The organism is Methylotenera sp. L2L1 (assembly GCF_000744605.1).
Classification (GTDB): Bacteria; Pseudomonadota; Gammaproteobacteria; order Burkholderiales; family Methylophilaceae; genus Methylotenera.
This window is the reverse complement of the sequence record NZ_JQMG01000001.1, coordinates 169,519-194,226: the sequence shown is the minus strand read 5'-3', so window position 1 is coordinate 194,226 and position 24,708 is coordinate 169,519. Positions and strand designations below refer to the sequence as shown.

22 protein-coding genes are annotated in these 24,708 nt (G+C 44.8%); 18 read left to right on the top strand and 4 right to left on the bottom strand.

Features of this window, described 5'->3' with window-relative positions; genetic code table 11:
- Positions 1 to 55: 55 nt before the first annotated feature.
- The 3 genes from FG24_RS00920 to birA form a co-directional block, all read right to left on the bottom strand.
- Entirely contained in the window at positions 56 to 724 is a 669-nt protein-coding gene (locus FG24_RS00920) for an SPOR domain-containing protein (protein WP_036300023.1), read from the bottom strand.
- On the bottom strand, positions 721 to 1,560 hold the full coding sequence (locus FG24_RS00915; protein ID WP_235189702.1) for a type III pantothenate kinase: 840 nt from the start codon (positions 1,558 to 1,560) through the stop codon (positions 721 to 723). The genes FG24_RS00920 and FG24_RS00915 overlap by 4 nt, the downstream gene beginning before the upstream one ends.
- Before the next feature lie 228 nt (positions 1,561 to 1,788).
- A complete protein-coding gene (gene birA / locus FG24_RS00910) occupies positions 1,789 to 2,784 on the bottom strand; it encodes a bifunctional biotin--[acetyl-CoA-carboxylase] ligase/biotin operon repressor BirA (RefSeq protein WP_200876859.1) in 996 nt (331 codons plus the stop codon).
- A gap of 192 nt (positions 2,785 to 2,976) precedes the next feature.
- On the opposite strand from birA, the gene FG24_RS00905 reads away from it, so the two are divergent.
- The 12 genes from FG24_RS00905 (at position 2,977) to FG24_RS00850 (ending at position 17,990) form a co-directional block, all read left to right on the top strand.
- Positions 2,977 to 4,758: a glutamine--tRNA ligase/YqeY domain fusion protein gene (locus FG24_RS00905; protein WP_036300019.1), complete on the top strand. Its 1,782-nt coding sequence runs from the start codon at positions 2,977 to 2,979 to the stop codon at positions 4,756 to 4,758.
- Between the two features lie 9 nt (positions 4,759 to 4,767).
- Positions 4,768 to 5,613, top strand: a complete 846-nt coding sequence (locus FG24_RS00900; RefSeq protein ID WP_036300016.1) for an abortive infection family protein — start codon at positions 4,768 to 4,770, stop codon at positions 5,611 to 5,613.
- A 4-nt stretch (positions 5,614 to 5,617) separates the two neighbouring features.
- Positions 5,618 to 6,190, top strand: coding sequence for a flavin reductase family protein (locus tag FG24_RS00895; RefSeq protein WP_036300014.1), 573 nt, complete (start codon positions 5,618 to 5,620; stop codon positions 6,188 to 6,190).
- A gap of 86 nt (positions 6,191 to 6,276) precedes the next feature.
- Positions 6,277 to 7,389: a magnesium/cobalt transporter CorA gene (gene corA, locus FG24_RS00890; protein WP_036300011.1), complete on the top strand. Its 1,113-nt coding sequence runs from the start codon at positions 6,277 to 6,279 to the stop codon at positions 7,387 to 7,389.
- 363 nt (positions 7,390 to 7,752) lie between these two features.
- Positions 7,753 to 11,676, top strand: coding sequence for a phosphoribosylformylglycinamidine synthase (purL, locus tag FG24_RS00885; protein ID WP_036300009.1), 3,924 nt, complete (start codon positions 7,753 to 7,755; stop codon positions 11,674 to 11,676).
- Between the two features lie 158 nt (positions 11,677 to 11,834).
- Positions 11,835 to 12,332 (top strand): ankyrin repeat domain-containing protein, encoded by a 498-nt coding sequence (locus FG24_RS00880; protein ID WP_036300007.1) that lies wholly within the window; start codon positions 11,835 to 11,837, stop codon positions 12,330 to 12,332.
- Positions 12,333 to 12,482: 150 nt separating this feature from the next.
- A complete protein-coding gene (locus tag FG24_RS00875; RefSeq protein WP_036300005.1) occupies positions 12,483 to 12,875 on the top strand; it encodes a c-type cytochrome in 393 nt (130 codons plus the stop codon).
- Between the two features lie 7 nt (positions 12,876 to 12,882).
- A complete protein-coding gene (locus tag FG24_RS00870; RefSeq protein WP_036303791.1) occupies positions 12,883 to 14,163 on the top strand; it encodes an NAD(P)/FAD-dependent oxidoreductase in 1,281 nt (426 codons plus the stop codon).
- A 139-nt stretch (positions 14,164 to 14,302) separates the two neighbouring features.
- Positions 14,303 to 15,499 (top strand): PQQ-dependent sugar dehydrogenase, encoded by a 1,197-nt coding sequence (locus FG24_RS00865; RefSeq protein ID WP_036303789.1) that lies wholly within the window; start codon positions 14,303 to 14,305, stop codon positions 15,497 to 15,499.
- Between the two features lie 9 nt (positions 15,500 to 15,508).
- Positions 15,509 to 16,108, top strand: coding sequence for a hypothetical protein (locus tag FG24_RS00860; protein WP_036300003.1), 600 nt, complete (start codon positions 15,509 to 15,511; stop codon positions 16,106 to 16,108).
- Between the two features lie 91 nt (positions 16,109 to 16,199).
- Positions 16,200 to 17,078 (top strand): SMP-30/gluconolactonase/LRE family protein, encoded by an 879-nt coding sequence (locus FG24_RS00855; RefSeq protein ID WP_088178447.1) that lies wholly within the window; start codon positions 16,200 to 16,202, stop codon positions 17,076 to 17,078.
- Positions 17,079 to 17,201: 123 nt separating this feature from the next.
- Positions 17,202 to 17,990 (top strand): ferritin-like domain-containing protein, encoded by a 789-nt coding sequence (locus FG24_RS00850; protein WP_036300001.1) that lies wholly within the window; start codon positions 17,202 to 17,204, stop codon positions 17,988 to 17,990.
- 106 nt (positions 17,991 to 18,096) lie between these two features.
- On the opposite strand, the gene serB is transcribed toward FG24_RS00850, so the two are convergent.
- Complete coding sequence (serB, locus tag FG24_RS00845) at positions 18,097 to 18,936, bottom strand: phosphoserine phosphatase SerB (RefSeq protein WP_036303785.1); 840 nt, start codon at positions 18,934 to 18,936, stop codon at positions 18,097 to 18,099.
- Positions 18,937 to 19,074: 138 nt separating this feature from the next.
- On the opposite strand from serB, the gene sucC reads away from it, so the two are divergent.
- From sucC to FG24_RS00815, 6 genes are all read left to right on the top strand, one after another.
- Positions 19,075 to 20,238, top strand: a complete 1,164-nt coding sequence (gene sucC / locus FG24_RS00840) for an ADP-forming succinate--CoA ligase subunit beta (RefSeq protein WP_036299999.1) — start codon at positions 19,075 to 19,077, stop codon at positions 20,236 to 20,238.
- On the top strand, positions 20,235 to 21,116 hold the full coding sequence (gene sucD, locus FG24_RS00835; protein ID WP_036299997.1) for a succinate--CoA ligase subunit alpha: 882 nt from the start codon (positions 20,235 to 20,237) through the stop codon (positions 21,114 to 21,116). The genes sucC and sucD overlap by 4 nt, the downstream gene beginning before the upstream one ends.
- Before the next feature lie 28 nt (positions 21,117 to 21,144).
- Entirely contained in the window at positions 21,145 to 22,098 is a 954-nt protein-coding gene (locus tag FG24_RS00830) for an ankyrin repeat domain-containing protein (RefSeq protein WP_036299995.1), read from the top strand.
- Between the two features lie 58 nt (positions 22,099 to 22,156).
- Positions 22,157 to 23,776 (top strand): NAD+ synthase, encoded by a 1,620-nt coding sequence (locus FG24_RS00825; RefSeq protein WP_036299993.1) that lies wholly within the window; start codon positions 22,157 to 22,159, stop codon positions 23,774 to 23,776.
- 154 nt (positions 23,777 to 23,930) lie between these two features.
- A complete protein-coding gene (locus FG24_RS00820) occupies positions 23,931 to 24,269 on the top strand; it encodes a P-II family nitrogen regulator (protein ID WP_036299991.1) in 339 nt (112 codons plus the stop codon).
- A 97-nt stretch (positions 24,270 to 24,366) separates the two neighbouring features.
- The gene (locus FG24_RS00815; protein ID WP_036299988.1) at positions 24,367 to 24,708 is read left to right on the top strand and encodes a DMT family protein; all 342 of its coding nucleotides are present in this window, start codon (positions 24,367 to 24,369) and stop codon (positions 24,706 to 24,708) included.

The following is a 24,708-nucleotide window of genomic DNA, read 5'->3' as shown; positions in this document are numbered from 1 at the left end:
AATTAGTGAATCTAGGTTTAGTTAGTTCAGGTTTAGTGGATTTAGGTTTACTGAATTAAAGTGCGTTGCAGCTAACTTCTTTGAGTTCTGCAGCCGGGAAATCTGGTTTAAGCTTTTTGATTTCAGCAATTTCATTTTCAGTCAGGTTTTTCAGCAATAAACTGGAATAACTTTTACCTTGGCTGCGTAAGGACTTTTCAACGCCTTTAATTCCTTTGGCTTGCAGTTCTTTTTGTAAGTTAATAGCCAATTGCTCATCGCTGAAGATGCCGAAGGAAATTGCATTTTTCCACCTAGGCTCTTGTACGACAAAAACATCTGTTATTCCGTTAGCCCTTAATTCTGCCGCTTTTTTTAGTGCTTCTGTGCTTGATTTAAAAGGCGGTCTGTATACCCAAAAGCGCTTAGCTTCTTGTGTGGTTTGCTCTTTGACCGTTGCTTGCAGGGTGAGGCTTTCTAGTGCCGTTTGTGCATGAGTTAGGTTGGCGTCAGAAAACACGCTCCATTCAAAGCACACATCAATCACTGGCGGGGGCGCTGAAGTGGCTACGTTCTTTTTGGTTACTGCAAGTGCGTCAATTTCTTGCTGTGATAACACTTTGATTTTTTCAGGTGCAATTTCTGCCTGTTGCACTTGGGCTGGTTTTGGTAAAACAACATCGAGATTGAAATAGCCCAATAATCCAATGTTGATGAATGCGAATAGCCAAAAAAAGTATTTCATGACAATGTGCTTTGCGTAGTTTGTTTAATGGCAGGCGTTGTAGATAGATATAAGCCTTGTAGCACTAAGTTATCCGCAATCGTAACAGGTTTTTTTGTCGGTTGAGCGGCACTGTCAGCTGAATTTTCGTTTGTAAGGTTTTGCTGTATCAGTATAGCGTTACCACCGCTGATGATAAGCGCAGGTGTATGCCCATATTGATGCTCAACTGTCTGTAGCATGTGTTTGATTGCGCCTAATGTCGCATGGGCTGCACCGCTGTAGATTGCATTGGTAGTTGTAGTGGCAAATGGACTAACAGCAGTTTGCTGACGAGTGGCGGTATCAGTTGTAGTTTTTGGTAATTGAGCTGTGGCAGTCCCTAAACTTTGTTGCATGATGTCTATGCCAGGTAAGATCATGCCGCCAATAAACACACCAAAGACCTCGCCATTAATTTGAGTGCTCACGATTGCATCTATTGTAGTTGCAGTGCCCGCGTTCACCACTACACAGGTTTCATGTTGCATGTGCCATGCTGCAATTAGCGCAGCCCAGCGATCACTACCTAGTAACTCTGGGGTGGCGTAGTTGTTAATCACATCGCTGCATTGTTTGCTCGCAGTAAACCAGTAAGCAGTAGCCTGATAAGCAACGGTGAGGTGGTGCAGCTGTTTTGCATGTTCTTCGCCTGCAACATTAGAAATCACAATCTGTTCGCATGTAAGCGAGCCAGGTAGCATGTTGGCTGACGCAATCTCTTTATTTAAACACGCACCCTGATGATGGATGTTGCCAGCATCGTCAAACAACGCCCATTTTGTTCTCGTGTTGCCAGCATCAATTGTTAGCACCATATTTATCCACGCTGATGCAGCAATATGCCACATTCTAGTAATTTACCTAAAGCGATACTCGCGCAGTGTCGTTAGTAGCAGCGCTGGTATGGCGATTTTATATTCTTATTAAGACGTTAATAGTTATTTTAACACCAACCATTTTTGAGCTCAGTGTTTTGATGTTTTGTTTATGCAGCATTTCCATACTTATCTCGCCAAGTCTAACTTAGGGGGGAAGCTCAAATGCTAATTAGCATGAGCTTGCGTGCTGGCGCTACGCAAGCTAATTTCACCCGACATGAATTTTTGCAGGCCATTGGCTGTTTCAACAATCAGTGAACCATTTTCGCTAATCGCCTGTACGATGCCAGTGACTTCACTGCCATCGGGCATGAGCATGCGTACAGCTTGTTGGTGGTAAGCATGATGCGTGGCCCACTCATCACGTAGCCCGTCAAAACCATCTCTTTCAAATGTTAACAGTACCTCTACCAAATGTTTAAGTAGAATCGCCATGAGCGAATTAGGGCTGACGGTATGCAATACCGCTTGGTTTAAATAATTGACTGGCTGGTCAATTTTCTGTAACAGCGTTTCGGGCAACTGCAAATTAATGCCCACACCGATGACGGCAGTGCTCGGGCCTTCCATATCACCTTGTAGCTCAATTAATATGCCAGCCAGCTTTTTCTGATTGATCAGAATGTCATTAGGCCATTTCAGCTTGGCTTCTGTTGCACCTATTTCATGCAAGCCACGGATGAGCGCCACGCCTACTGCTAGGCTCAATCCGGATAGTGCAGCGGCACCGCATTGAAAGCGCCATAACAGCGAAAAAGTTAAACTTGCACCCAAGCTGGCTTGCCACTCACGGCCACGCCTGCCGCGCCCGCTGGTTTGTAAATTGGTGACTACGCAAGTGCCATGCGTTTTCGCGCTCATGTTTTGCATCAAGTAGCTATTAGTGGAAGGCAGCGTGTCAAACACCTCTACATTAAGCCATGCGTGCTGTTGGCTCATGTTGTTGATGATAGATTGCTTGTCCAACAGTGTGAGTGCCTGCGGTAATTTGTAGCCTCGGCCACGTACTGAAAAGACTTCAATACCTAAGCTTTCTGCGTGTTGTAATGCATTCCAAATAGTGGCACGGCTCACATTAAAATGTTGTGCAATGGCCTCACCCGAGTGAAATTTACCATCCGCGAGCAATTTTAATATGGGAAAAGTTAAGCTGTTCATCATGGTCTAAGTTTAGCATAGGCATGTTGATAAGCCTCGCTTGGCTATATCTAACGCTGATTTATTCATGAATTCATTAGTGTTAATGTGGCGTACATGGTTTGAATTGAGGTGCATATAATCAATTTATACAGGTACTCATACAAGCGAGTAAGCTGGTGTAAAATAGCGGCAACTTAAATTGAATTTGTTGCTATGTCATCTGAAAAAACACCGATTCCTGCCGGCTCTAACTTTATCCGTGCGATTATTGAAAAAGACCTCTCTCAAAATAAATACGCTACCAAAAAATGGGCAGGTAGCCCAGGCGATGCGGCACATCAAGATACAGGCGTTGTAGATGCGGCTAAAATTCGCACGCGCTTTCCGCCAGAGCCTAATGGCTATTTGCACATTGGTCATGCCAAGTCTATTTTCTTAAACTTTGGCTTAGCACGTGATTTTGACGGTATCTGTCATTTACGTTTTGATGACACTAACCCAGAAAAAGAAAGCCAAGAGTATGTAGATAGCATTTCAGACTCAGTGAAATGGCTAGGCTTTGGTTGGGATAACGCTAACGAGAGCAACCTGTATTTCGCCAGCAACTACTTTGACTTAATGTACCGCGCGGCTGAAAGCCTGATAGAAACTGGCCATGCTTATGTAGATGAGCAAAGTGCAGACGAAATGCGTATTAATCGTGGCACATTAACCGAAGCAGGTAAGAACTCACCTTATCGCGGCCGCACTGTTGCTGAAAACTTAGCGCGTTTCCGTGAAATGCGTGATGGTAAACATGCCGATGGCAGTATGGTATTGCGCGCTAAAATCGATATGGCGTCACCTAACATCAATATGCGCGACCCTGCAATTTACCGCGTGCGCCGTGCACACCATCACAACACTGGTGACCAATGGTGCATTTACCCGATGTACACCTTTGCCCACCCGATTGAAGATGCATTAGAGCGCATTACCCATTCTATCTGCACGCTGGAATTTGAAGACCAACGTCCATTTTACGATTGGCTGTTGGAGCGCCTAGCAGAAGCTGGATTGTTAGCGCACCCATTGCCAAAACAATATGAATTTGCGCGTTTAAACCTCACCTATGTTGTGCTTTCAAAACGTAAATTGATTCAATTGGTAGAAGAAAAACACGTAAGCGGCTGGGATGACCCACGCTTGCCAACCATCGCGGGTGCACGCCGCCGTGGCTATACGCCAGCTGGCTTTAAGCTATTTACCGACCGTATCGGTGTGAGTAAGGCAGATTCATGGATCGAATATACGATTCTGGAGGACTGCATGCGCGAAGTGTTAAACGTTGATGCAGAGCGCCGCATCGCGGTGTTAGACCCAATTAAACTAGTGATTGATAACTACCCACTAGATTCTGATGGTAAATCCCAAAGCGAAGATTGCTTTGCCCCTAACCACCCACTCAAACCAGAGTTGGGTAAGCGCACGGTACAACTCACTAAAGAGCTTTGGATTGAGCGCGAAGACTTTATGGAAGTGCCAAGCAAAGGCTTCTTTAGATTAACGCCAGACGGCATGGTGCGCCTGCGCTACGGCTATGTAGTGAAATGCACAGGCTGTGAAAAAGATGCAGATGGCAACGTGACCGTTGTGCATTGCGAATACCTGCCAGACACCAAGTCAGGCACGCCGGGCTCGGACAGCGTAAAAGTAAAAGGCAATATCCACTGGGTAAGCGTAGCGCATGCTTACGAGGCGGAAGTGCGCTTGTATGACCGCTTATTCAAAGAAGCACACCCGGGCGAAGGCGACCGTGACTTCTTAGACGATATTAACCAAAACTCGGTGCAAGTCATCAAGACGCAGCTAGAGCTAAGTTTGAAAGATGCAAAACCAGAAGAAAGCTTCCAGTTTGAACGTCACGGTTACTTTGTAGCAGATAGAAAAGATAGCGTGGCAGGTAAGCCGGTGTTTAACCGCACGGTGACATTGAAGGATGCTTGGCAGAAGTAGAAAGCTACAATGAAAATTACTGACTATTCTGCAAATAAGTTAGGGGAGTATGTCGCTGGAGACATTGCTGGATGGCCGTATAGAAAAGGCGCTGAGTTAATAGATTTCTTTAATCAGTTTGGTTTTAATGATGTTTATGCGGAAGGGTTTCCTACTCGGAGAGTATTTGCTCAAGAGAAAATCAAGCAGTTGAATGGAAAGCCAATTTTAAAAAGTGTCATTCGTCAAATTCTTGACCCAAGACTTTGGCTGGACAGTTCAAATGGAAGTGTCGAGGAGGCTGTTGATAAGGTAAATGGCTTAATTAAATTCGATGGCTATGAAGTAGTTCGGGATGGTAATTTTTATAAGGTTAGGGATTTAGCAGACTCAATGATAGAAATTGATGCGCCTTTTGATGCGTCTAAGCTATCTGAGTCGCTGATAGAAGAACAAATTCGAAAGTGTAGAGAAAAAGTTGAGCTTGGAGACTACTCCGGGGCAATCACAAATGCGCGCTCTTTGATTGAAGGTGTGTGTATAAATATTGAGATGGAGTTGGTTGTAGCTCATCAAGAATACGATGGTGATTTGAATAAGCTTTTTACTCGGGTTAGAAAGTTGCTTAACTTAGACCCAAGTAGAAAAGATATTTCAGACTCTCTTAAGCAGGTTCTTTCCGGCCTGGCGGGTATAGTTTCCGGTTTGGCATGTATGCGAAATAAAATGTCTGACGCCCATGCTGGGAGCTATAAACCTAGTCGCCACCATGCAAAATTAGCAGTTAACGCAGCGAAAACATTGGCGGATTTTCTTTTCGAAACGAAAGCGTATCAGAAAGAAAAGGGTTTGTTGCCAAGCGGCTCAAATAGTTAGCTTTATGTTTAATTCAATAATGTTAGATGTTGCTTACCGCCTCCTAAACCACGGTCCTACCGTGCTTGTCACCACCGCTCACGGTGAGCAGTGCAACATCATGGCCGCGGCATGGAGTATGCCGCTGGATTTTGATCCGCCTAAAATCGCGATTGTGATTGATAAAAAAACTTACACACGCGAGCTGATAGAGGCTTCCGGCAGTTTTGCCATTAATGTGCCATGCTGTGCGCAGGCGGAGATGGTGGTGCAAGTGGGTGCTAGCTCCGGGCGTGAACTATTGGGGAAAGAGGCGGACAATAAGTTTGCCGCTTTTGATTTGCCCACGTTTGCCGCCAGCAAGATTGCTGCACCATTAGTCGCGGGCTGTGTGGCTTGGCTGGAGTGCAAGCTGATTGCCGAGCCGCATATTCAGGATGCTTACGATTTGTTTTTAGGTGAGGTGGTTGCGGCGCATGCGGATGAACGTGTGTTTAGTAATGGGCATTGGCATTTTGATGGGCATGATGAGTTACGCACCATACACCATGTGGCGGGTGGTAACTTTATGGCGATAGGCGAGGCGTTTAAAGCATAAGCGCTTAATCCATAAGTGTTTAATACATGGGCACTTAATACATAAGTGCTTAAATATACGCACTTAAATATAAGTCAGGTTAATCAATGAAAAGACGGCGTAAACCTAAAAAGCATCTTTCTACAAAAATCGGTATGGCGCCGGGCTCGCTAGTCTATGTGGGCAGTATGGATGCTGATGCCGCAGAAGTGGCAAAGCCTATCGTAAGCGTGATGGCTTATGACGCTGCAGAATTGACTGAGCAAGTGTTAAGTGCCGATGAACTCGCCAGCTTTAAATTGAGCGATTACACCAACGCCGGCAAAAAGCTTTGGCTAAATGTGCATGGCGTGCATGATGCTGCGCTGATTAAGCAAATTGGCGATTTATTCCACTTACACCCCTTGGTGCAGGAAGATATTCTCAATACCGAGCAGCGCCCGAAAATAGACGAATTTGACGATTACGTGTTTTTAGAAACGCGTTGCTTCAGGTACGACAAACTTGCGATGGCAATGGACTCAGAGCAGGTGAGCTTTGTATTAGGGCGAGATTATCTGCTGACGTTTCAAGAGCGCTCTACCGGTAATTTTGAGCCAGTGAGAACGCGCATGCGTGCAAGCCGTGCGCATATTCGTGAGTTGGGCGTGGATTACTTAGCCTACGCATTGCTTGATAGCGTGGTAGATAGATACTTTAGCGTGCTGGAGGCGGTAGGGGATGCGAGCGAGGCGCTTGAAGAGGTGCTGCTGCGCAAACCAACCAATACCGAGCTGCATGCGATTCATCAGCTTAAGCATGTGAGCATAGAGTTGCGCCGCGCGGTGTGGCCGCTACGTGAAGTGATTAACACCTTAACCCGTAACGAAAATGATTTTTTCAAACCCGCGACCATGCCGTATTTGCGGGATGTGTACGACCATACCGTCAGTTTTATTGAATCGCTGGAGTCTATCCGCGATGCATTAAGCGGCATGATGGATATTTACATGGCGAGCGTGAGTCAGCGCGTTAACCTGGAAGTGCGCGCCTTAACCGTGGTGGCGATGCTATTTATGCCAGCTACGCTGATTGCCGGTATTTTTGGTATGAACTTTCATGAGATGCCGTGGCTGGCAGATAAAGACGGCTTTTGGTGGGCAATGGGTTTAATGCTCGGTATCGCATTGGTGATGCTCACTATCTTTTGGCGCAGGCAGTGGCTAACGAGTCAAACTTAGTTGCCAATCTAGCTTTAGGCGCATATTCAGTATCTAAATGCAGTTTTTTGAGTATTGGGCCATAAAGGCGGTGGTTTATTTAGTCAAGCCCTTTGCGTGGGCTGGTAAATATGCTCGTTTTCTATAAAACTGCCTACCCCCGTCATTCCCACGAAAGCGGGAATCTATCTAAGTGTTTGATTACAGTGGACTCCCGCTTTCGCGGGAATGACGGTATTAGGAAGGTTAATGAGAAAGTACCATTCGAGCACAGGTCTTAAGTTGAAATATCTTGATTAATTTGCCTGCCAAATTAGCGACTTAACAGGCGCTAATCTGTTAAAATCTTGGATTATTCATGTCCTTGATATTTAGCTGAGTTTAATGAGCCAATCTAATCCAAACCCACAAATGATTAGCCTGCGTGGCAGTGCTGCTTTATCACCTTTCAGAATTGAAAAAATTCAAAATAAGCTAAGTGAAATTTGCCCAAACATTGGGCATGTTTACGCTGAATTTTGGCATTTTATATGGGTGGATGGTGAGCTATCAGCCCTGCAAGAAAACACACTGAACCAAATTTTAACGTATGGCCCTAGCATGCAGGCGGAAGAGCCTAGTGGCGAATTTATTCTGGTGCTGCCTCGCGTTGGCACGATTTCGCCTTGGGCTTCGCGTGCGACAGACATTGTGCAGCATTGCGGATTGCCAGCCACTCAGCGTGTAGAACGCGGCATTGCTTACTATGTGCAAACAAAAAATGGTCAAGCACTCACAGCCGATGAGCGTAAGTTGTTGTTGCCGTTGCTGCATGACCGTATGACAGAATCAGTGTTTGATAACAAGCAAGATGCGGATAAGTTGTTCCATACCGATACGCCTAAACCTTTAAGCACGATCGATGTGTTGCAAGGCGGTAAGGCTGCACTTGATCAAGCCAATAATGAGATGGGTTTGGCATTGTCGCCTGATGAAGTGGATTATCTTTTCGATAACTTCACCAGAATGCAGCGTAACCCAACTGACGTTGAGTTAATGATGTTTGCACAGGCAAACTCTGAGCATTGCCGCCATAAAATCTTTAATGCAGATTGGGTGATTGATGGCGCGCAACAGGAGATGTCTCTATTTGCGATGATTCGCAATACGCACAAGCTAAACCCAGGCAAAACAGTAGTAGCGTACTCTGATAACGCTTCAATTGTGGCGGGTCAGCAAGCGAATGAACCTACCAAACGTTTTTACCCATCTGAAGATGGCGCATATCGCTTTATTGAAGAAGATATGCACTTCTTGATGAAAGTGGAAACACACAACCACCCAACCGCAATTTCTCCATTTGCAGGTGCTGCAACGGGTGCGGGTGGTGAGATTCGTGATGAAGGTGCAACGGGCAGTGGCTCTAAACCTAAGGCGGGTTTAACTGGTTTTTCTGTATCTAATTTGAATATTCCTAACTTTACGCAACCTTGGGAATCAGCTGCTTACGGCAAACCTAATCGCATTGCTTCACCTTTGCAAATCATGGTGGATGGCCCATTAGGTGGCGCTGCCTATAATAATGAGTTTGGTCGCCCAAACATTACCGGTTATTTCCGTACCTTGGAAATTGAAGCGCCAGCTGCAAATGGCAATACTGAAGTGCGTGGTTATCACAAACCAATCATGTTGGCAGGTGGTATCGGTAATATCTCTGCACAGCACTCTAAAAAGAATCCAATTCCAGCAGGTGCAGCACTGATTCAATTGGGTGGCCCAGCAATGCTGATTGGCTTGGGTGGCGGTGCGGCATCTAGTATGGATACTGGCAGCAACGTTGAGAACTTGGACTTTGACTCTGTACAACGCGGTAACCCTGAGTTGGAACGTAGAGCGCAAGAAGTGATTGACCGTTGCTGGCAGTTGGGCGAAAACAACCCGATTTTAAGTATTCATGACGTGGGTGCAGGCGGTATTTCCAATGCATTCCCAGAGCTAGTGAACGATGCAGGTGTAGGTGCAATATTCCAATTACGCGATGTGAATAATGAAGAGCCAGGCATGTCACCACGTGAGCTGTGGAGCAACGAGGCGCAAGAGCGCTATGTCATGGCGATTGCGCAAGAAGATTTACCGCGCTTTAAAGAAATTTGTGAGCGTGAGCGCTGTCCTTATGCGGTGGTGGGTTACGCCACAGAAGAGCGTCATTTAACGGTCGCTGACAGTCATTTTGACAACAAACCAGTGGATATGGATTTGTCTGTATTGCTAGGTAAACCACCAAAAATGACGCGTGACGTGAAAAGCACGGTGCAAACACTTAAAGCGTTTGATACTAGCAAAATAGACTTGAAAGACGCGGCTGCGCGCGTGTTGCGTTTACCGGGTGTTGCAGATAAAACATTCTTGATTACCATTGGTGACCGTTCTGTGACTGGCTTGGTCGCGCGTGAGCAAATGGTTGGCCCATGGCAAGTGCCAGTGGCTGACGTTGGCGTCACCTTAGCTGGTTATGAAACTTACCGTGGCGAAGCTTTTGCCATCGGTGAAAAAGCACCACTCGCGTTAGTCAACGCTCCAGCATCTGGTCGTATGGCGATTGGTGAGTCTATTACCAATATTGCCGCGAGTTTGATTGATGACATCAGCGATTTAAAACTTTCAGCCAACTGGATGGCGCCAGCTGGGCATGCTGGCGAAGATGCTGCCCTGTTTGAAACAGTGAAAGCAGTGGGTATGGAGCTATGTCCACAATTGGGCGTCAGTATCCCAGTGGGTAAAGACTCCATGAGTATGAAGACGGTGTGGAATGATGATGGTCAAAACAAGTCTGTAACTTCACCAATTTCATTGGTAGTGACAGCATTTGCCGCAACACCAGATGCACGTAAAACACTCACGCCACAATTACAAACCAATGTTGCTTCTCAGTTGATATTAATTGACTTAGGCGCAGGCAAAAACCGTATGGGCGGCTCAAGCCTTGCGCAGGTGTATGGCGAAATTGGCAACGTAGCGCCTGATGTTGATGATGCTAACCAATTAAAACACTTCTTCAATACGATTCAGCAGTTGAATAAGTCTGGCAAGATTTTGGCTTACCACGACCGTTCTGATGGCGGCTTATTTACTACCTTGGTAGAGATGGCATTTGCTGGACACTGTGGTTTGAACGTAGACGTATCTAGCTTGCAAGGCAGTGTTGTTGATGCACTGTATAACGAAGAGCTAGGTGCGGTGATTCAGGTGCGTGCAAAAGATGCATCAGCGATTGTTGCTCAGTTCAATGGGTTGGCACATGTGGTGGCAGAGGTGACAACGGCTAACCAAATTGAGATCAAACAAAATGGTCAGGTAATCTTTGCTGATACGCGCGTTAACTTGCATCGTATGTGGTCTGAAACTACTTACCATATGCAAAAGCTGCGTGATAACCCAGTAAGCGCTCAGCAAGAATACGACAGATTGTTAAACGATTCTGACCGTGGTTTGTTTGCAGAGTTAACTTATAACCCAAGTGAAAATATTGCTGCGCCGTACATTGCAACCGGTGCGCGTCCTAAAATGGCTATCTTGCGTGAGCAAGGTGTGAACGGCCATGTGGAAATGGCAGCTTCATTTGACCGTGCTGGTTTTGCCGCCTATGACGTTCACATGAGCGATATTATTGCAGGTCGAGTATCTCTTAAAGACTTCGCGGGTGTGGTTGCCTGTGGTGGTTTCTCTTACGGTGACGTGCTTGGCGCGGGCGAGGGCTGGGCTAAATCTATTTTATTTAACGCACGTGCGCGCGATGAGTTTTCTGCGTTCTTTAATCGTCAAGATAGCTTTGCGCTTGGTGTATGTAACGGCTGTCAAATGATGAGTAATCTGCGCGAGCTGATTCCAGGTGCGGCGCATTGGCCACATTTTGTGAAAAATAAATCAGAGCAATTTGAAGCGCGCTTGAGCATGGTAGAGGTTTTAGAGTCTCCATCTATCTTCTTTAATGGCATGGCTGGTAGCAAAATGCCAATTGCTGTTGCACATGGTGAAGGTTTTGCGGAATTTTCTCAGACTAACGCTGTCAATGAGCTGTTAGCACAGAAATTAGTGACGATGCGCTTTATTGATCATGCATCTACAGCTACTGAGATGTATCCGTTTAATCCAAACGGATCACCGCAGGGTGTCACTGGATTAACCAGCACAGATGGGCGTTTTAGTATTATGATGCCACATCCTGAACGTGTGATTCGCAATGTGCAAAACACATGGCAACGTTCTGATGACACTGAAGATAGTGCTTGGATTCGTATGTTCCGCAATGCGAGAAAGTACATTGCTTAACTTATTATTCTAAGGCATTTTATTATCTAAGGCGTTTTGTTAGCTAAAGCTTGGTTAATATTTGGCTTTAAGTAAGCTTTAAAAGTAATCGTTTTAATAAGTACTGTTTTGATAGCGACAGAAATAAATTTTAATAAATGATTTTGGAGAAAAGCAGCATGAATTTTTTTAGAACACTTGTTTTAGCATTAGCCTTTAGTTTTACTTTTATCTTTCCTTCGGCATCAATGGCGCAATTGACTGATGATGACCATATGCGTTACACCGAAGCGTTGCGTGATGGTGACGTTAAGTTAGTTAAGAAATATTTAGATGGCGATGCAAAAGCCAATGACAAGTTCTTTGGTTGGTCTGCATTGCAAATTGCAGCGACTAAAGGTCAGGTTAAAGTGGTTCAGTTGTTAGTTGAGCGCGGTGCGGAGTTGGATTATCAACACCCAATCAGCAAAAATACAGCTTTTCATATGGCAGCATTTGGTGGCTATAATGATGTGGTCAAATATTTAGCAGCTAAAGGCGCTGATATTAATATTAAAATGCGTGCAGATGTTTCTATCGTTCGAGCAGTACGTGATGAGGGCAACACTAAAATGGTAGAGTTGTTAACTTCACTTGGCGTTAAAGATGATGGCTGCTTAGAAGAAAAATGTTTCTAATTGCCTTAACTTGATGCTGTAATCTAGTGTTGTGGTTTAATTGCAGCACTAGATTAAATGAATACAGAATTACAATCTTAGATTTAATCGTTTCAATATTAATGATAACTTAATAATATGTAGTGGAGCTTCTCAATTGATTAAGACCCCATGAACAGATTCCTTCTAAATCTTATCCTTGTATCCTCAGTTATTTTGCCTAGTCAGGGCAAAGCAGCTGAGGATTTTGTTTATGTAGACCATGCATTACATACCCGAACGTTAGCAGCGTCTTGTGCCGCATGTCATGGCACGCAGGGTAATGCTGTGACACTCAATGCAGAGTTTGATGCCACTACACTTGCTGGGTTGGAGAAGGCTTATATTGTTCAGCGACTCACTGATTTTCGTAGCGGCGCGCGGCCAGCGACGGTAATGCATCGACATGCCAGTGGCTTGAGTCTAGAAGAAATCAATCAGTTGGCAGATTATTTTTCGCATCAGAAAAAAGTAAAGCGCTACATGCCAAAAACACAAACGCTTAAGGCGGTGCAAGATGAGTAGCTTCCCTATGAATAGCTTCACTGGTTTTAATCGCCGTGATTTTATTAAGACAGCCGCAGCGCTGGGTGCACTATCGTTTGCTCCATACGCAAGCGCCATGGGTAAGAAGCCGCCAATCGGGCGCGTGGTGGTCATTGGTGGGGGCTATGCAGGCACGAGTGCAGCTAAATATATTCGTATGTGGAGCATGGGTAGTATCGAGGTGGTGGTAATTGAACGATCCCCTCAGTTCATATCGTGTCCATTAAGTAACTTGGTGTTAGGCGGCAGTCAGCAGATTAACGACTTGACCTTTAGCTATGATTTGCTGAAAAAGAGTCATGGGATTCAGTGGGTGCAAGATAGTGTGATTGCCATCAACACGGATGCCAAAAAAGTGACCATGCAGCGTGGCGATATTACTTATGACCGTTTGATTGTTGCCCCGGGTGTAGATTTTATCTATGACAGCTTGCCTCAGTTGCAAACGGCTGAAGCACAGAAGCAGATTCCGCATGCATGGAAAGCTGGTTGGCAAACGGTTTATTTACGGCAACAGCTTGAAGCGATGCCTGATGGTGGTGTGTTTGTGATGACGATTCCTAAAGCGCCATATCGTTGCCCACCCGGCCCATATGAACGTGTTTGCCAAGTGGCTCATTATCTAAAAAACCATAAGCCAAACAGTAAGATTATTGTACTGGACGCTAATGCTGAAATTGTGTCTAAAAAAGGGCTCTTTACTAAAGTTTGGGCCAATACTTACACAGGCATGATTGACTATCGCCACGATAGTGCTGTTGTCTCCGTTGATGTGCGCACTAAAACAGTAAGTACTGAGTTTGAACAGATTAAGGCTGATGTGTTGAATGTTATTCCCCCTCAGCGCGCTGGCAAGCCTGCGCAAATGGCAAACTTACTTGAATCAGATTATCCATGGTGCGAGGTTGATTTTTTAAGTTATGAATCTGAAAAAGTGCCCAATGTGCATGTAATCGGTGATAGTGTTGCGTCTGGCTTGCCAAAGTCTGCGCATATGGCAACTTCGCAGGCACGTGTATGTGCTAGCGCGATTGTTGAGTTGATGCAGGGCAGGGCGCCTGACCCCGCACCGGTGTTTGCGAACACTTGTTATAGTTTTGTCGATGATAAGCAAGCTATGCATGTGGCCAATGTTTATCGATACGATGCTGCAAAAAAAATCATGGTGTCTGCTGACGGTGGCGGCGTCTCATTGGCACCGTCTGATAAAGAGGGTGCATATGCCAAAGCTTGGGCACACAATATATGGTCAGATATATTGACTTAACTTAGGTATGGCATAACTTAGGTATGCCATAGTCCCTGACTTGGATTTTGCCAATCATCGGTTCTGGTAATCTTGGTTTTGTTAATAAAGCATTGTTAGGGCAAAGGCCATTAAAATGCATCACGTTTTGAAACTTTTCATGTCTAAATCAAAAAATCACATAGGGCTAATAGCGGGTTTGGGGCTGTTCGTTATGCAGTCTGCTTCTGCTAATGGATTAGCTGATATTCAACTTCCTGCAGGCTTCAAAATTGAAGTGTTTGCAGACATGAACACCAAAAATGGTGAGCACTTATCTAGCCCTAGAATGATGGCCGTTGATGCAAAAGGTAACCTTTATGTGACTGCTGTTGGTGGCCATCGTGTTGTGATGTTGCCTGATGATAATCGTGATGGGGTTGCGGATGAGGTGGTTACCGTCGCTCAGGATTTAAATGCACCACAAGGGATTGCTTTTGTCGGCGATGCATTACTGATTGCGAATCAAGATGGTGTGGTTAAAGTCAGCCAAACACAAGGGCGCTGGTCTACACCACAAGCATTTATCGCAAACCTGCCTACCGGTGGACATACGCTCAAGAATGTTAAATTAGGCCCTGATGGCTTTTTGTACATCAATGTGGGATCCAGTTGTAATGTATGCATAGAAAATGAACCTATGCGCGCAACAATTCTCAGATATACAATAGAAGGGAAGCCTGCGGGTGCATTAGTAACCTTAGGGCGACATCAGCAGTCTGCGATATTTGCACGTGGTTTACGTAACTCACAAGGGTTTGCATGGCATCCTGTCACAGCTGCGATGTATGCCACTAATAATGGCGCTGATAACCGAAGCAATACACTTGGCGGCGCTGTGAATGATGAGTTGCCGCCAGAACATTTAAACAAGATTGAAGCAGGCAAGCATTATGGTTGGCCGCATTGCTGGGGTGGTAGCAAGGCAATTGGTACGCAGGTTGAAGATCCTAATTTCAAGGGATCTGCTGGGTTTTGTGAAACCACACAAGCACCTGCGGTGAGTTTTAAGGCACATACAACACCAATAGGCATTAGCTTTTTAGATAAAACTAATTGGCCGTCAGCCTATAAAGCCGATGCGATTGTGGCGTTACATGGGTCATGGAACCGTAAACAGCCGGCAGGCTATCAGTTAGTCAGGGTAAAATTCAAGGCCAATGAACCGGTTGAGCTGGAAGATTTTGTAACGGGTTGGTTACAAAACCAGCAGGCTTGGGGTAGACCTGTTGATGTTGCCGTAGGTGCTGATGGTGCGCTTTATGTGTCTGATGATAAAGCCAATATTATTTATCGTATTAGTTATAAAATTAAGTAGGGAAGCTGAATGAAAATAAATGTAATTAAATTAATCGCCTTGTTAGCAATTGGTGCCAGTGTTAACGCATACGCGGCTACGGAAGTTGATAGTAAGTCCTCATCTAAACTGTTGATGTATATTCAGCCAGTGGATTATACAAATCCAATCAAACTTTGGCATCCATACCATGATTATTGGTTGTATCAAGGCCCTATTGTTGAAAAAGTTGCTATGACCAAACTCACTGATGCATACGGTGATGTAGGCATGTGTGAGATCAATCAGTCTGGTAAAGCCTTAGTTTGGTTGCAACCTAAATTGTTTTATAACCCACAGGTACAGTTGTTTTATGGGGAAGTGACTGCCGATGTGTATAGAGGCGTAGGTGAGCATCTGGGTGAATATGTAGGTAAATCTCAAGTGCACGGTTTTTTAAGTATGCAGACAGACGCTTCTATAGAAAAAGCCTACGCAATGGCTGTTGCGGATTTGGTGGCTAAAATGCAAGCTGATACTACTTTACAAGCGCGTATGGGTAGCCAAACTCAATCTAGTTCGACCGATAGCACGCCTTGTGGCATGGTGACCTTATTCCCGACGAAAAAAATTAGAGCAATGTCATTTTAGGGCTTATTCGATGACTTTATAGGTCTTGCTCAAGGGTGTCCGAGCGCTCACCAAACTCAATAATCAAACAACACTTTTAGTAGAGGCAATCATGTTGGAAAAATATATCAAACTCAGTGCATTGATGATAGTAGGTGCCTTAGTGGTTGGATGCCAAACTACAAAGCAGATGACGTATGCATCAAAAAAAATTACAGGCTTAAAAACGCCAGAGTCTGTAGTTCAGGCGAAAGATGGCAGGATTTTTATCTCGGAAATTAACGAGTTTGGTAAAGATGGTGATGGCCAAATCACTGTTGTGAATAACGATGGTAGCGTTGCTGTTTTTGCGAGTGGATTAGATGACCCTAAAGGCTTGGCCATTATTGGTGATGATCTGTATGTGGCAGATAAAACCAAAGTGCTTAAAATTACACCAAAAGGGCAGGTCAGTGTGTTTGTCCCTGCCACGGCATTTCCTAATATGCCAAGTTTCTTAAATGATTTAGAGGCAGACTTGCAAGGGAACTTGTATGTGAGTGATAGCGGTGACCTATTTAATACGGGTAAAGGTGGTGCTATTTATAAAATTGCACCGAGTGGTGAGCTTAAGCTGTTAATTAAAGACACACAAGATGCTCGAGTTAAAGCACCCAATGGCTTGCTTGCGGACGATACTGGTAACAATTTGATTTATGTGGATTTTACATCTGGCGTGTTGTACAGCTTAAACACATCAACAGGTGCGCTATCTGATCTTGCGGAGGGTGTCAGTGGTGGTGATGGTGTTGTGCATCACTCCAGTGGCATTATGTATGTGAGTGACTGGAAAAACGGCAAAGTGTTTAGTGTGAATATGATGGGTGATGTTGCTTTGGTGAAGTCTGGGTATCAGTCTGCTGCAGACATTGCAATCACAAAGGATGAGCGGTATCTGTTAGTGCCGGACATGAAAGCTGGCGAGTTGGACTTTATTCCACTTAATCCATGAGGACATTCACCTGCGCCATGGCGTAACTAAGCGTAATTAAAAAAGAAATAAGAATGTGTGATTGGAATTTTCTAATCAATCGTATGCATAAAGGTAACAAGTTTTGAAGAACGGAATAAATAGATGCAAGAGTTAAGGCAACAAGCATTGAATTGCTTAGCAGAATGCGGCCTTAATCATAAAGTTGAAAAAGTGTCAGCGCTTTACCAGTCGTGGCAGTCAGAGTCATTGCAACTTGATACTGCACTAGCGTTGGCTTCCACACAAGCGATACCAGGTCTTCCTGAAAAACCTACTTTGGTTTCACCATTAGACGTAGGTAAACGCTCTATGCGTACGGTTGAGGGGCGTGCCGCGCTGATTCATGCATTGGCGCATATTGAGTTTAATGCGATTAATTTAGCGCTTGATGCCATTTGGCGGTTTGCTGATATGCCGAGGGAATATTACGCTGATTGGCTAAAAGTGGCGGCCGAGGAAGCTTATCATTTTGGTATGCTCAATGCGCATTTGCAAACCATAGGCTACCAATATGGCGATTTCAATGGGCATAACAGCTTGTGGGAAATGACGGATCGAACTAAGGGAGATGTGCTGGCAAGAATGGCACTGGTTCCACGTACCATGGAAGCGCGTGGGCTAGATGCTAGCCCTGCATTACGTAATAAATTTGCACAAGTCGGCGATACCGAGGTTGCAGCTATTTTAGATATTATCCTGCGCGATGAAATCGGGCATGTGCTGATAGGCAATACTTGGTTTAATTGGTTATGTGTTCAACGTGGGCTTGAGCCAATCTCAGCTTATGCAGAACTGGCCCAGCGGTATAGCGCGCCAACCTTACGCAAGCCATTCAATTTAGAGGCTAGACGCAAAGCTGGATTTACCGAAGCAGAGCTGGCACTGCTGTAATGCCTTATCCATTTATAAATCATTCGTGTCTAGGCGACGAGGCGAAGACAGTGCTGTGGCACGGCGAGCCAAAGGCAACAACGACACGAATGATTTAGAATTGGAATTAGCTTGCAAATAAGTTGATAACGCCATCCAACCCAACGAAATTAAGCGCATAACTTGCTTGTGCTTGCACCACTGGTTTTGCATGGTACGCAACACCTACACCGGCAACTGACATCATTTTTAGGTCGTTCGCGCCATCACCAATCGCAATGGTTTGCGATGTGTTCAAGCCTAAACGGTCACGCAGTTTCACTAACTCATCTGCTTTAGTTTGTGCGTCAACAATATCACCTAGAATCTTACCTGTTAGTTTGCCATCAATGATTTCTAAGGTATTTGCCACGGCATAATCTAGCCCGAGCATAGCTTTTACACGGTCAGCGAAAAAGTTAAAGCCGCCAGAAACCAACAACGTCGTGATGTTGTTAGCTTTACAGGTATCTATCCATTGTTGCGCGCCTGGGTTAAGTTGCAGGCGTTCGTTCAGCACACGCATCAGGTCTGACTCTTGCAAGCCTTTCAGTAAGGCCACACGCTCGCGTAGGCTTTGTGCAAAATCTAACTCACCTTGCATGGCACGTTCTGTAATGGCTGCCACTTGTGGTTTTAAGCCGACCATATCGGCAATTTCGTCGATACATTCAATACTGATGAGTGTGGAGTCCATGTCCATCACACATAAACCAAAATTCTGAATAAATTGATTGTTCTCTACATAGGCGCAGTCGATTTTTTGGTCCGCACAAAACTGCTGCACTGCAGAGTTTATTTCAGATTGGTTAGCTAGGTAGTAGCCATGTTGCGCGATTTGAACAAATTGCACGCTAGAGGCACAGAGTTGGTGAATATGAGCTAAATGTGCAAAAGTAATGGCCTTGCCTTGAACAACTAAACGCATAAGTAAACAATCTGAACGTAAAGTTTTATTATACACTCGACTATCCACTTCATTAATGGCATCAACTTACATTACTTTGCTAGCGCATTTCTCTGAATTGCGAGAAAATGTGCATAACCTTTAAATAGAGCTATTTTTATGAATTTGCATGAGTATCAAGCTAAAACGTTACTTCAAAAATATGGTATTCCAGTGCCTCGCGGTCAAGTTGTTGCGGTTGCGAAAGAAACGGTAGGCGTTACTACCGAAATCGCTAGTGACGGTTGGGTAGTTAAAGCGCAAGTGCACGCTGGTGGTCGCGGTAAAGCAGGTGGCGTGAAAGTGGTGAAATCTGCTGCTGAGGCGCAAAGTGTCGCGAGTGAGTTATTAGGCAAGACGCTAGTTACTTATCAAAATGCACCTGACGGTCAGCCTGTGAATCAGGTGTTGGTTGAAGAAACATTACCTATTGCTCGTGAACTGTATTTGTCTATGCTCGTGGATAGAACTTTAGAGCGTATCGTGGTGGTGGCATCTGTCGCTGGTGGCATGGATATTGAAGAAATTGCACAGACTAGCCCAGATAAAATCCTGCAAGAAGTCTGCGATCCACTGAATGGTTTAGTGGATTTTCAAGCGCGCAATTTAGCCTTCAAGCTTGATTTAAGTGGTGATCAAATAGGCGCTTTTACTAAATTGTTAAAAGGCTTATACCGCTTGTTTAAAGATAATGATTTGGCCTTGCTGGAAATTAATCCATTAGTGGTGACTACTGACGGCAAACTTTTTGCACTAGATTGCAAAATGAGCGTGGATGACAATGCCTTGTATCGTCAAAAAGCCTTAGCCGAGCAACGTGACTGGAGCCAGGAAGACAGTAAAGAAGCGGTTGCGCATCATGCAGGTTTAAACTATATCGCGCTTAACGGTAATATTGGCTGCATGGTGAACGGTGCTGGCCTTGCTATGGCGACTATGGATTTGATTAAGTTGCACGGAGGCATGCCTGCCAACTTTTTAGACGTGGGTGGTGGCGCAACGGCAGAAACCGTAGCTAAAGCGTTTAAAATTATTTTGGCAGACAGCAACGTGAAAGCAATTTTAGTCAATATTTTCGGCGGTATTATGCGTTGCGATATCATCGCAGAAGGCATTATTACTGCAGTACGTGAAGTCGGTATGCAGATTCCTGTGATTGTGCGTTTAGAAGGTACGAATGTGGATTTAGGTAAAAAAATGTTACAAACAAGCGGGCTTAATATTATTTCGGCTGAAGGTCTAACGGATGCAGCACAGCAAGCAGTAAAGGCGGTGGTAGCATGAGCATCTTAGTCAATAAAAATACTAAAGTGTTATGCCAAGGTTTTACTGGTAAACAGGGCACTTTCCACTCAGAACAAGCGCTGGCTTATGGCACGAAAATGGTGGGTGGTGTTACTCCGGGTAAAGGCGGTCAACTGCATTTAGGCTTGCCTGTATTTAACACCATGCGTGATGCTGTGCGCACAACAGGTGCAAATGCCAGTGTTATTTATGTGCCGCCAGCGTTCGCCGCAGATTCTATCTTAGAAGCTAGCGATGCAGGCATTGAGCTGATTATCTGTATTACTGAAGGTATCCCTGTTTTAGATATGCTGAATGTAAAGGCAGCATTGAAAGCCAATGGCACGCGTTTAATCGGACCAAATTGCCCAGGTGTGATTACACCGGATGAATGCAAAATCGGCATTATGCCGGGTAGTATTCACTTGCGCGGAAAAGTGGGCGTGGTCTCTCGCTCAGGTACGCTAACCTATGAGGCGGTGCATCAAACCACGGCATTGAATCTAGGCCAAAGCACTTGTGTGGGTATCGGTGGCGACCCAATCAAGGGGCTTAACTTTATTGAGTGTCTAGAAATGTTTGAAGCGGATGCTGAAACTGAAGCCATTATTATGGTGGGTGAAATCGGTGGCTCAGACGAAGAGGCCGCTGCTGAATTCATTAAAAGTAATGTGAGCAAACCTGTTGCCGCTTATATTGCAGGCCAAACTGCACCTGCCGGTAAGCGCATGGGGCATGCGGGTGCGATTATTTCTGGCGGTAGCGGTAAAGCGTCAGATAAGATTCGTGCATTGGAAATAGCGGGTGCAGTCGTTGCGAGTTCACCTGCGGGCTTGGGTGAGGCTGTTCTTGCTGCGATGCGTCAGAAAAATCTTTGATTTAGAGAGCGATAACTGAGTGAAACCTATGCAAACTTTGGCCATACGTTTATTTACCTTGCTGCTAGCAGCGCTGATGTCAGCTTCGCTGGCACATGCTGCAGAGGATGTCGCTTATCTGCTCACGGCAGCTTCTAAAGGTGATGTAGCAACGGTCAATGCAATGTTGGCAAGTGGTGCTAACCCTAACATTAAAGATGATGAAGGTATTAGCGCTTTAATGTATGCAGCTCGTAAAGATAATGCTGATGTGGTTGCTGCGCTTGTGGCCAAAGGTGCAGACATTAACGCTAAAGATAATGATGCTTGGACCGCTTTAATGTTTGCAGCGAAAAAGAATCATGTAGCGAGTGTTAAAAAGTTATTAGAGCTAGGTGCTGACTCTTCTGCCAGAGACGGTGCTGGCTGGAGTGCATTTGGCCTTGCTGCTTCATCTGGGTATGCAGAAACAGTTGCATTGCTTGTAAAGCATGGCGCTGATGTCAACATTAAAAGCGATGATGGCAAGACCGTGCTGATGCATGCTGCCAAAAGTGGTGATGTTGAAACGGTTAAAGTATTGGTCGATAACAAAGTTGATTTACATAAGCAAGATAGCTTTGGGGTGACTGCAATGATGATTGCTGCGCGTGAGGGACATGCACCAGTCGTGGGTTTTTTACTGAAGCGCGGTGCACAGGTTAATCAAAAAGACTCATCAAAATGGACAGCGCTCACTTGGGCTGTGAAAAAGAAGAAAATTGAGGTCGTCCGCGTGTTGGTTGACGCTGGCGCTAATGTGAATAATCTAGATTCAGAAGGCACACCTTTGCTACATATTGCTGTAGATAACGGAGATGCTGAAATGGTTAAGTTGTTGCTCGAGCATAAGGCAAAAGTCAAAGCTAAAGATCAATATGGATTAACCGCTTTAGTTTATGCACTTAAAGGGCAGCACACAGAAATAATCAAGTTGATTAAAGACGCCGGCGGTAGTTATTAAGCGTATTAACTATATTGTTTCTCTCAATTTAAAGTAGCTATTTATCAATAAAATATCAATGAAAATTGCAATCGCGCAAATCAATTGTATTGTCGGAGATTTGGCTGGCAATGCGAAAAAAATCGTTACCAATGCCACCTTGGCTAAAGAGCAGGGCGCAACCTTAGTGGTAACCCCAGAGCTTTCCCTATGTGGCTACTCTCCTGAAGATTTGTTATTACGACCAGATTTCTTGCTGGCGTGTGAAGATGCACTGCTTGCACTAGCCAAGCAACTGCCTGATATTACTGTGATTGTTGGGCATCCGCATCAAAAAGGCGAACTGTGTTTTAATGCCGCCTCGGTATTGGAGGGCGGCCGTATTGTTGCCACTTACCATAAACAGGCTTTACCTAATTACGGTGTGTTTGATGAAAAACGCTATTTTACATCTGGGTCTGAAGCGTTAGTGTTTAATCACTGCGGGGTTAAGGTGGGTGTGCTGATTTGCGCGGATGTGTGGGAACCAAAACCCGCATTGCTTGCAAAAATGGCTGGCGCAGAGTTGTTAATTGCCATGAATGGCTCACCGTATCACATGAAGAAGCAGAACACTCGGTTTGAGGTGTTAAAGCAACGCGCTGTCGAGAATAATTTACCCGTTGTCTATGTCAACATGGTTGGTGGGCAGGATGAGCTAGTATTTGACGGTGCTTCTTTTGTATTAAATGCACAAGGCGACCTCATGTGCGAATTACCTGCATTTGAGTCTCAGTTAGAAATCGTTCATTTTGATCATGCTCAGCCAATATATGGGCAAGTGACGCGAAATTTACCACTTGAGGCGACTGTCTATCATGCATTAAAACTAGGGCTTGCTGATTACGTCAATAAGAATGGTTTTCCTGGTGTCGTGATTGGGTTATCTGGTGGCGTGGACTCTGCCTTAACCTTAGCATTGGCGGTAGATGCTATTGGTGCTGATAAAGTACATGCTGTGATGATGCCATCGGAGTTTACCGCTGATATCAGTGTGAATGATGCGCGTGAGATGGCTGAAATTGTTGGCATTGAATATAGCGAGATTGCAATTAAACCTTTATACGACAAGTATCTAACCGCATTGTCACCACAGTTCGGGGATATGCCATTCGACGCGACGGAAGAGAATCTACAAGCACGTATCCGTGGGATGTTGTTGATGGCAATATCAAATAAATTTGGCAGCATTGTCGTTACCACGGGTAACAAGAGTGAAATGGCTGTGGGTTACTGTACTTTGTATGGCGACATGGCCGGTGGTTTTGCACTACTGAAAGACGTGCCTAAAACGTTGGTGTATCAGCTATGTGCGTATCGCAACCAGCTTTCAAGGGTTATTCCTGAACGCATTATCACACGCCCGCCATCTGCCGAGTTAAGGGCTAATCAGGTTGACCAAGATAGCCTGCCGCCATACGATGTGTTAGATGCCATTATTGAAGCTTATGTTGAGGACGATTTGTCTCGCACAGACATTGTGGCATTAGGTTACCCGATTGAAGATGTTAATCGTGTGATTGCCATGATTGATCGGAATGAGTATAAGCGCAGGCAATCACCCGTTGGTGTGCGCATCACAGACAAAGGTTTTGGTAAGGACCGACGTTATCCCATTACAGCGAAGCTAAGCGAATATTGGAAAACTAGATTAAACTAAGCAAGTTAGCTTAAGTGAAAACCCTAAGCACAGTTCCTAAGTGAAGTCGGTAGTGACTGTCATGCTGAACAGTCTTAGGCATTTAAAGCAAGAGCATTTAAAATAATAAATTAATACAATCACAGAAACTAAACATTTTCAGGAGTTTGCCGGTATGAAAAAAATTGAAGCGATTATTAAGCCATTTAAGTTAGATGAAGTGCGTGAAGCGCTTTCTGAAATTGGTGTGAATGGCTTAACAGTGACAGAGGTAAAGGGCTTTGGTCGCCAAAAAGGGCATACAGAACTATACCGTGGTGCTGAGTATGTCGTTGATTTCTTACCTAAAATTAAACTAGAGCTAGTGGTTGCTGATGCCATTGTTGAGCCTGCTGTGGATGCTATTATTAATGCTGCGCATACAGGTAAAATTGGCGATGGCAAGATTTTCGTCAGTAGCGTAGAGCAAGTGGTACGGATCAGAACTGGTGAAACAGGCGAAGCTGCAGTTTAGTTGTTGATTGGGCATGGAAGCTTAGCGATGCGATTCTGCATCATCATGAGTAAACATGCCCCGCTGTGTTGGGCTACAATCTAAACACAGAGAGTTTATGCCCGTCATTTTTAAAACAATCCTATTACTTACCATCTCTAACGTGTTTATGACGTTTGCATGGTATGCCCATTTAAAAAATCTTAATAATAAACCTTGGATGATTGCTGCGCTCGTTAGTTGGGGCATTGCGCTATTGGAGTATTTATTTCAAGTGCCAGCAAATCGTATTGGCTTTACTGTGATGTCGCTCGCACAGCTTAAAATATTGCAAGAGGTGATTACTCTAAGCGTATTTGTTCCATTTGCAGTCTTTTATATGCAACAGCCAATGAAGCTTGATTTTTTATGGGCAGGGCTTTGTTTGATGGGGGCTGTTTATTTTATGTTTAGAACATAA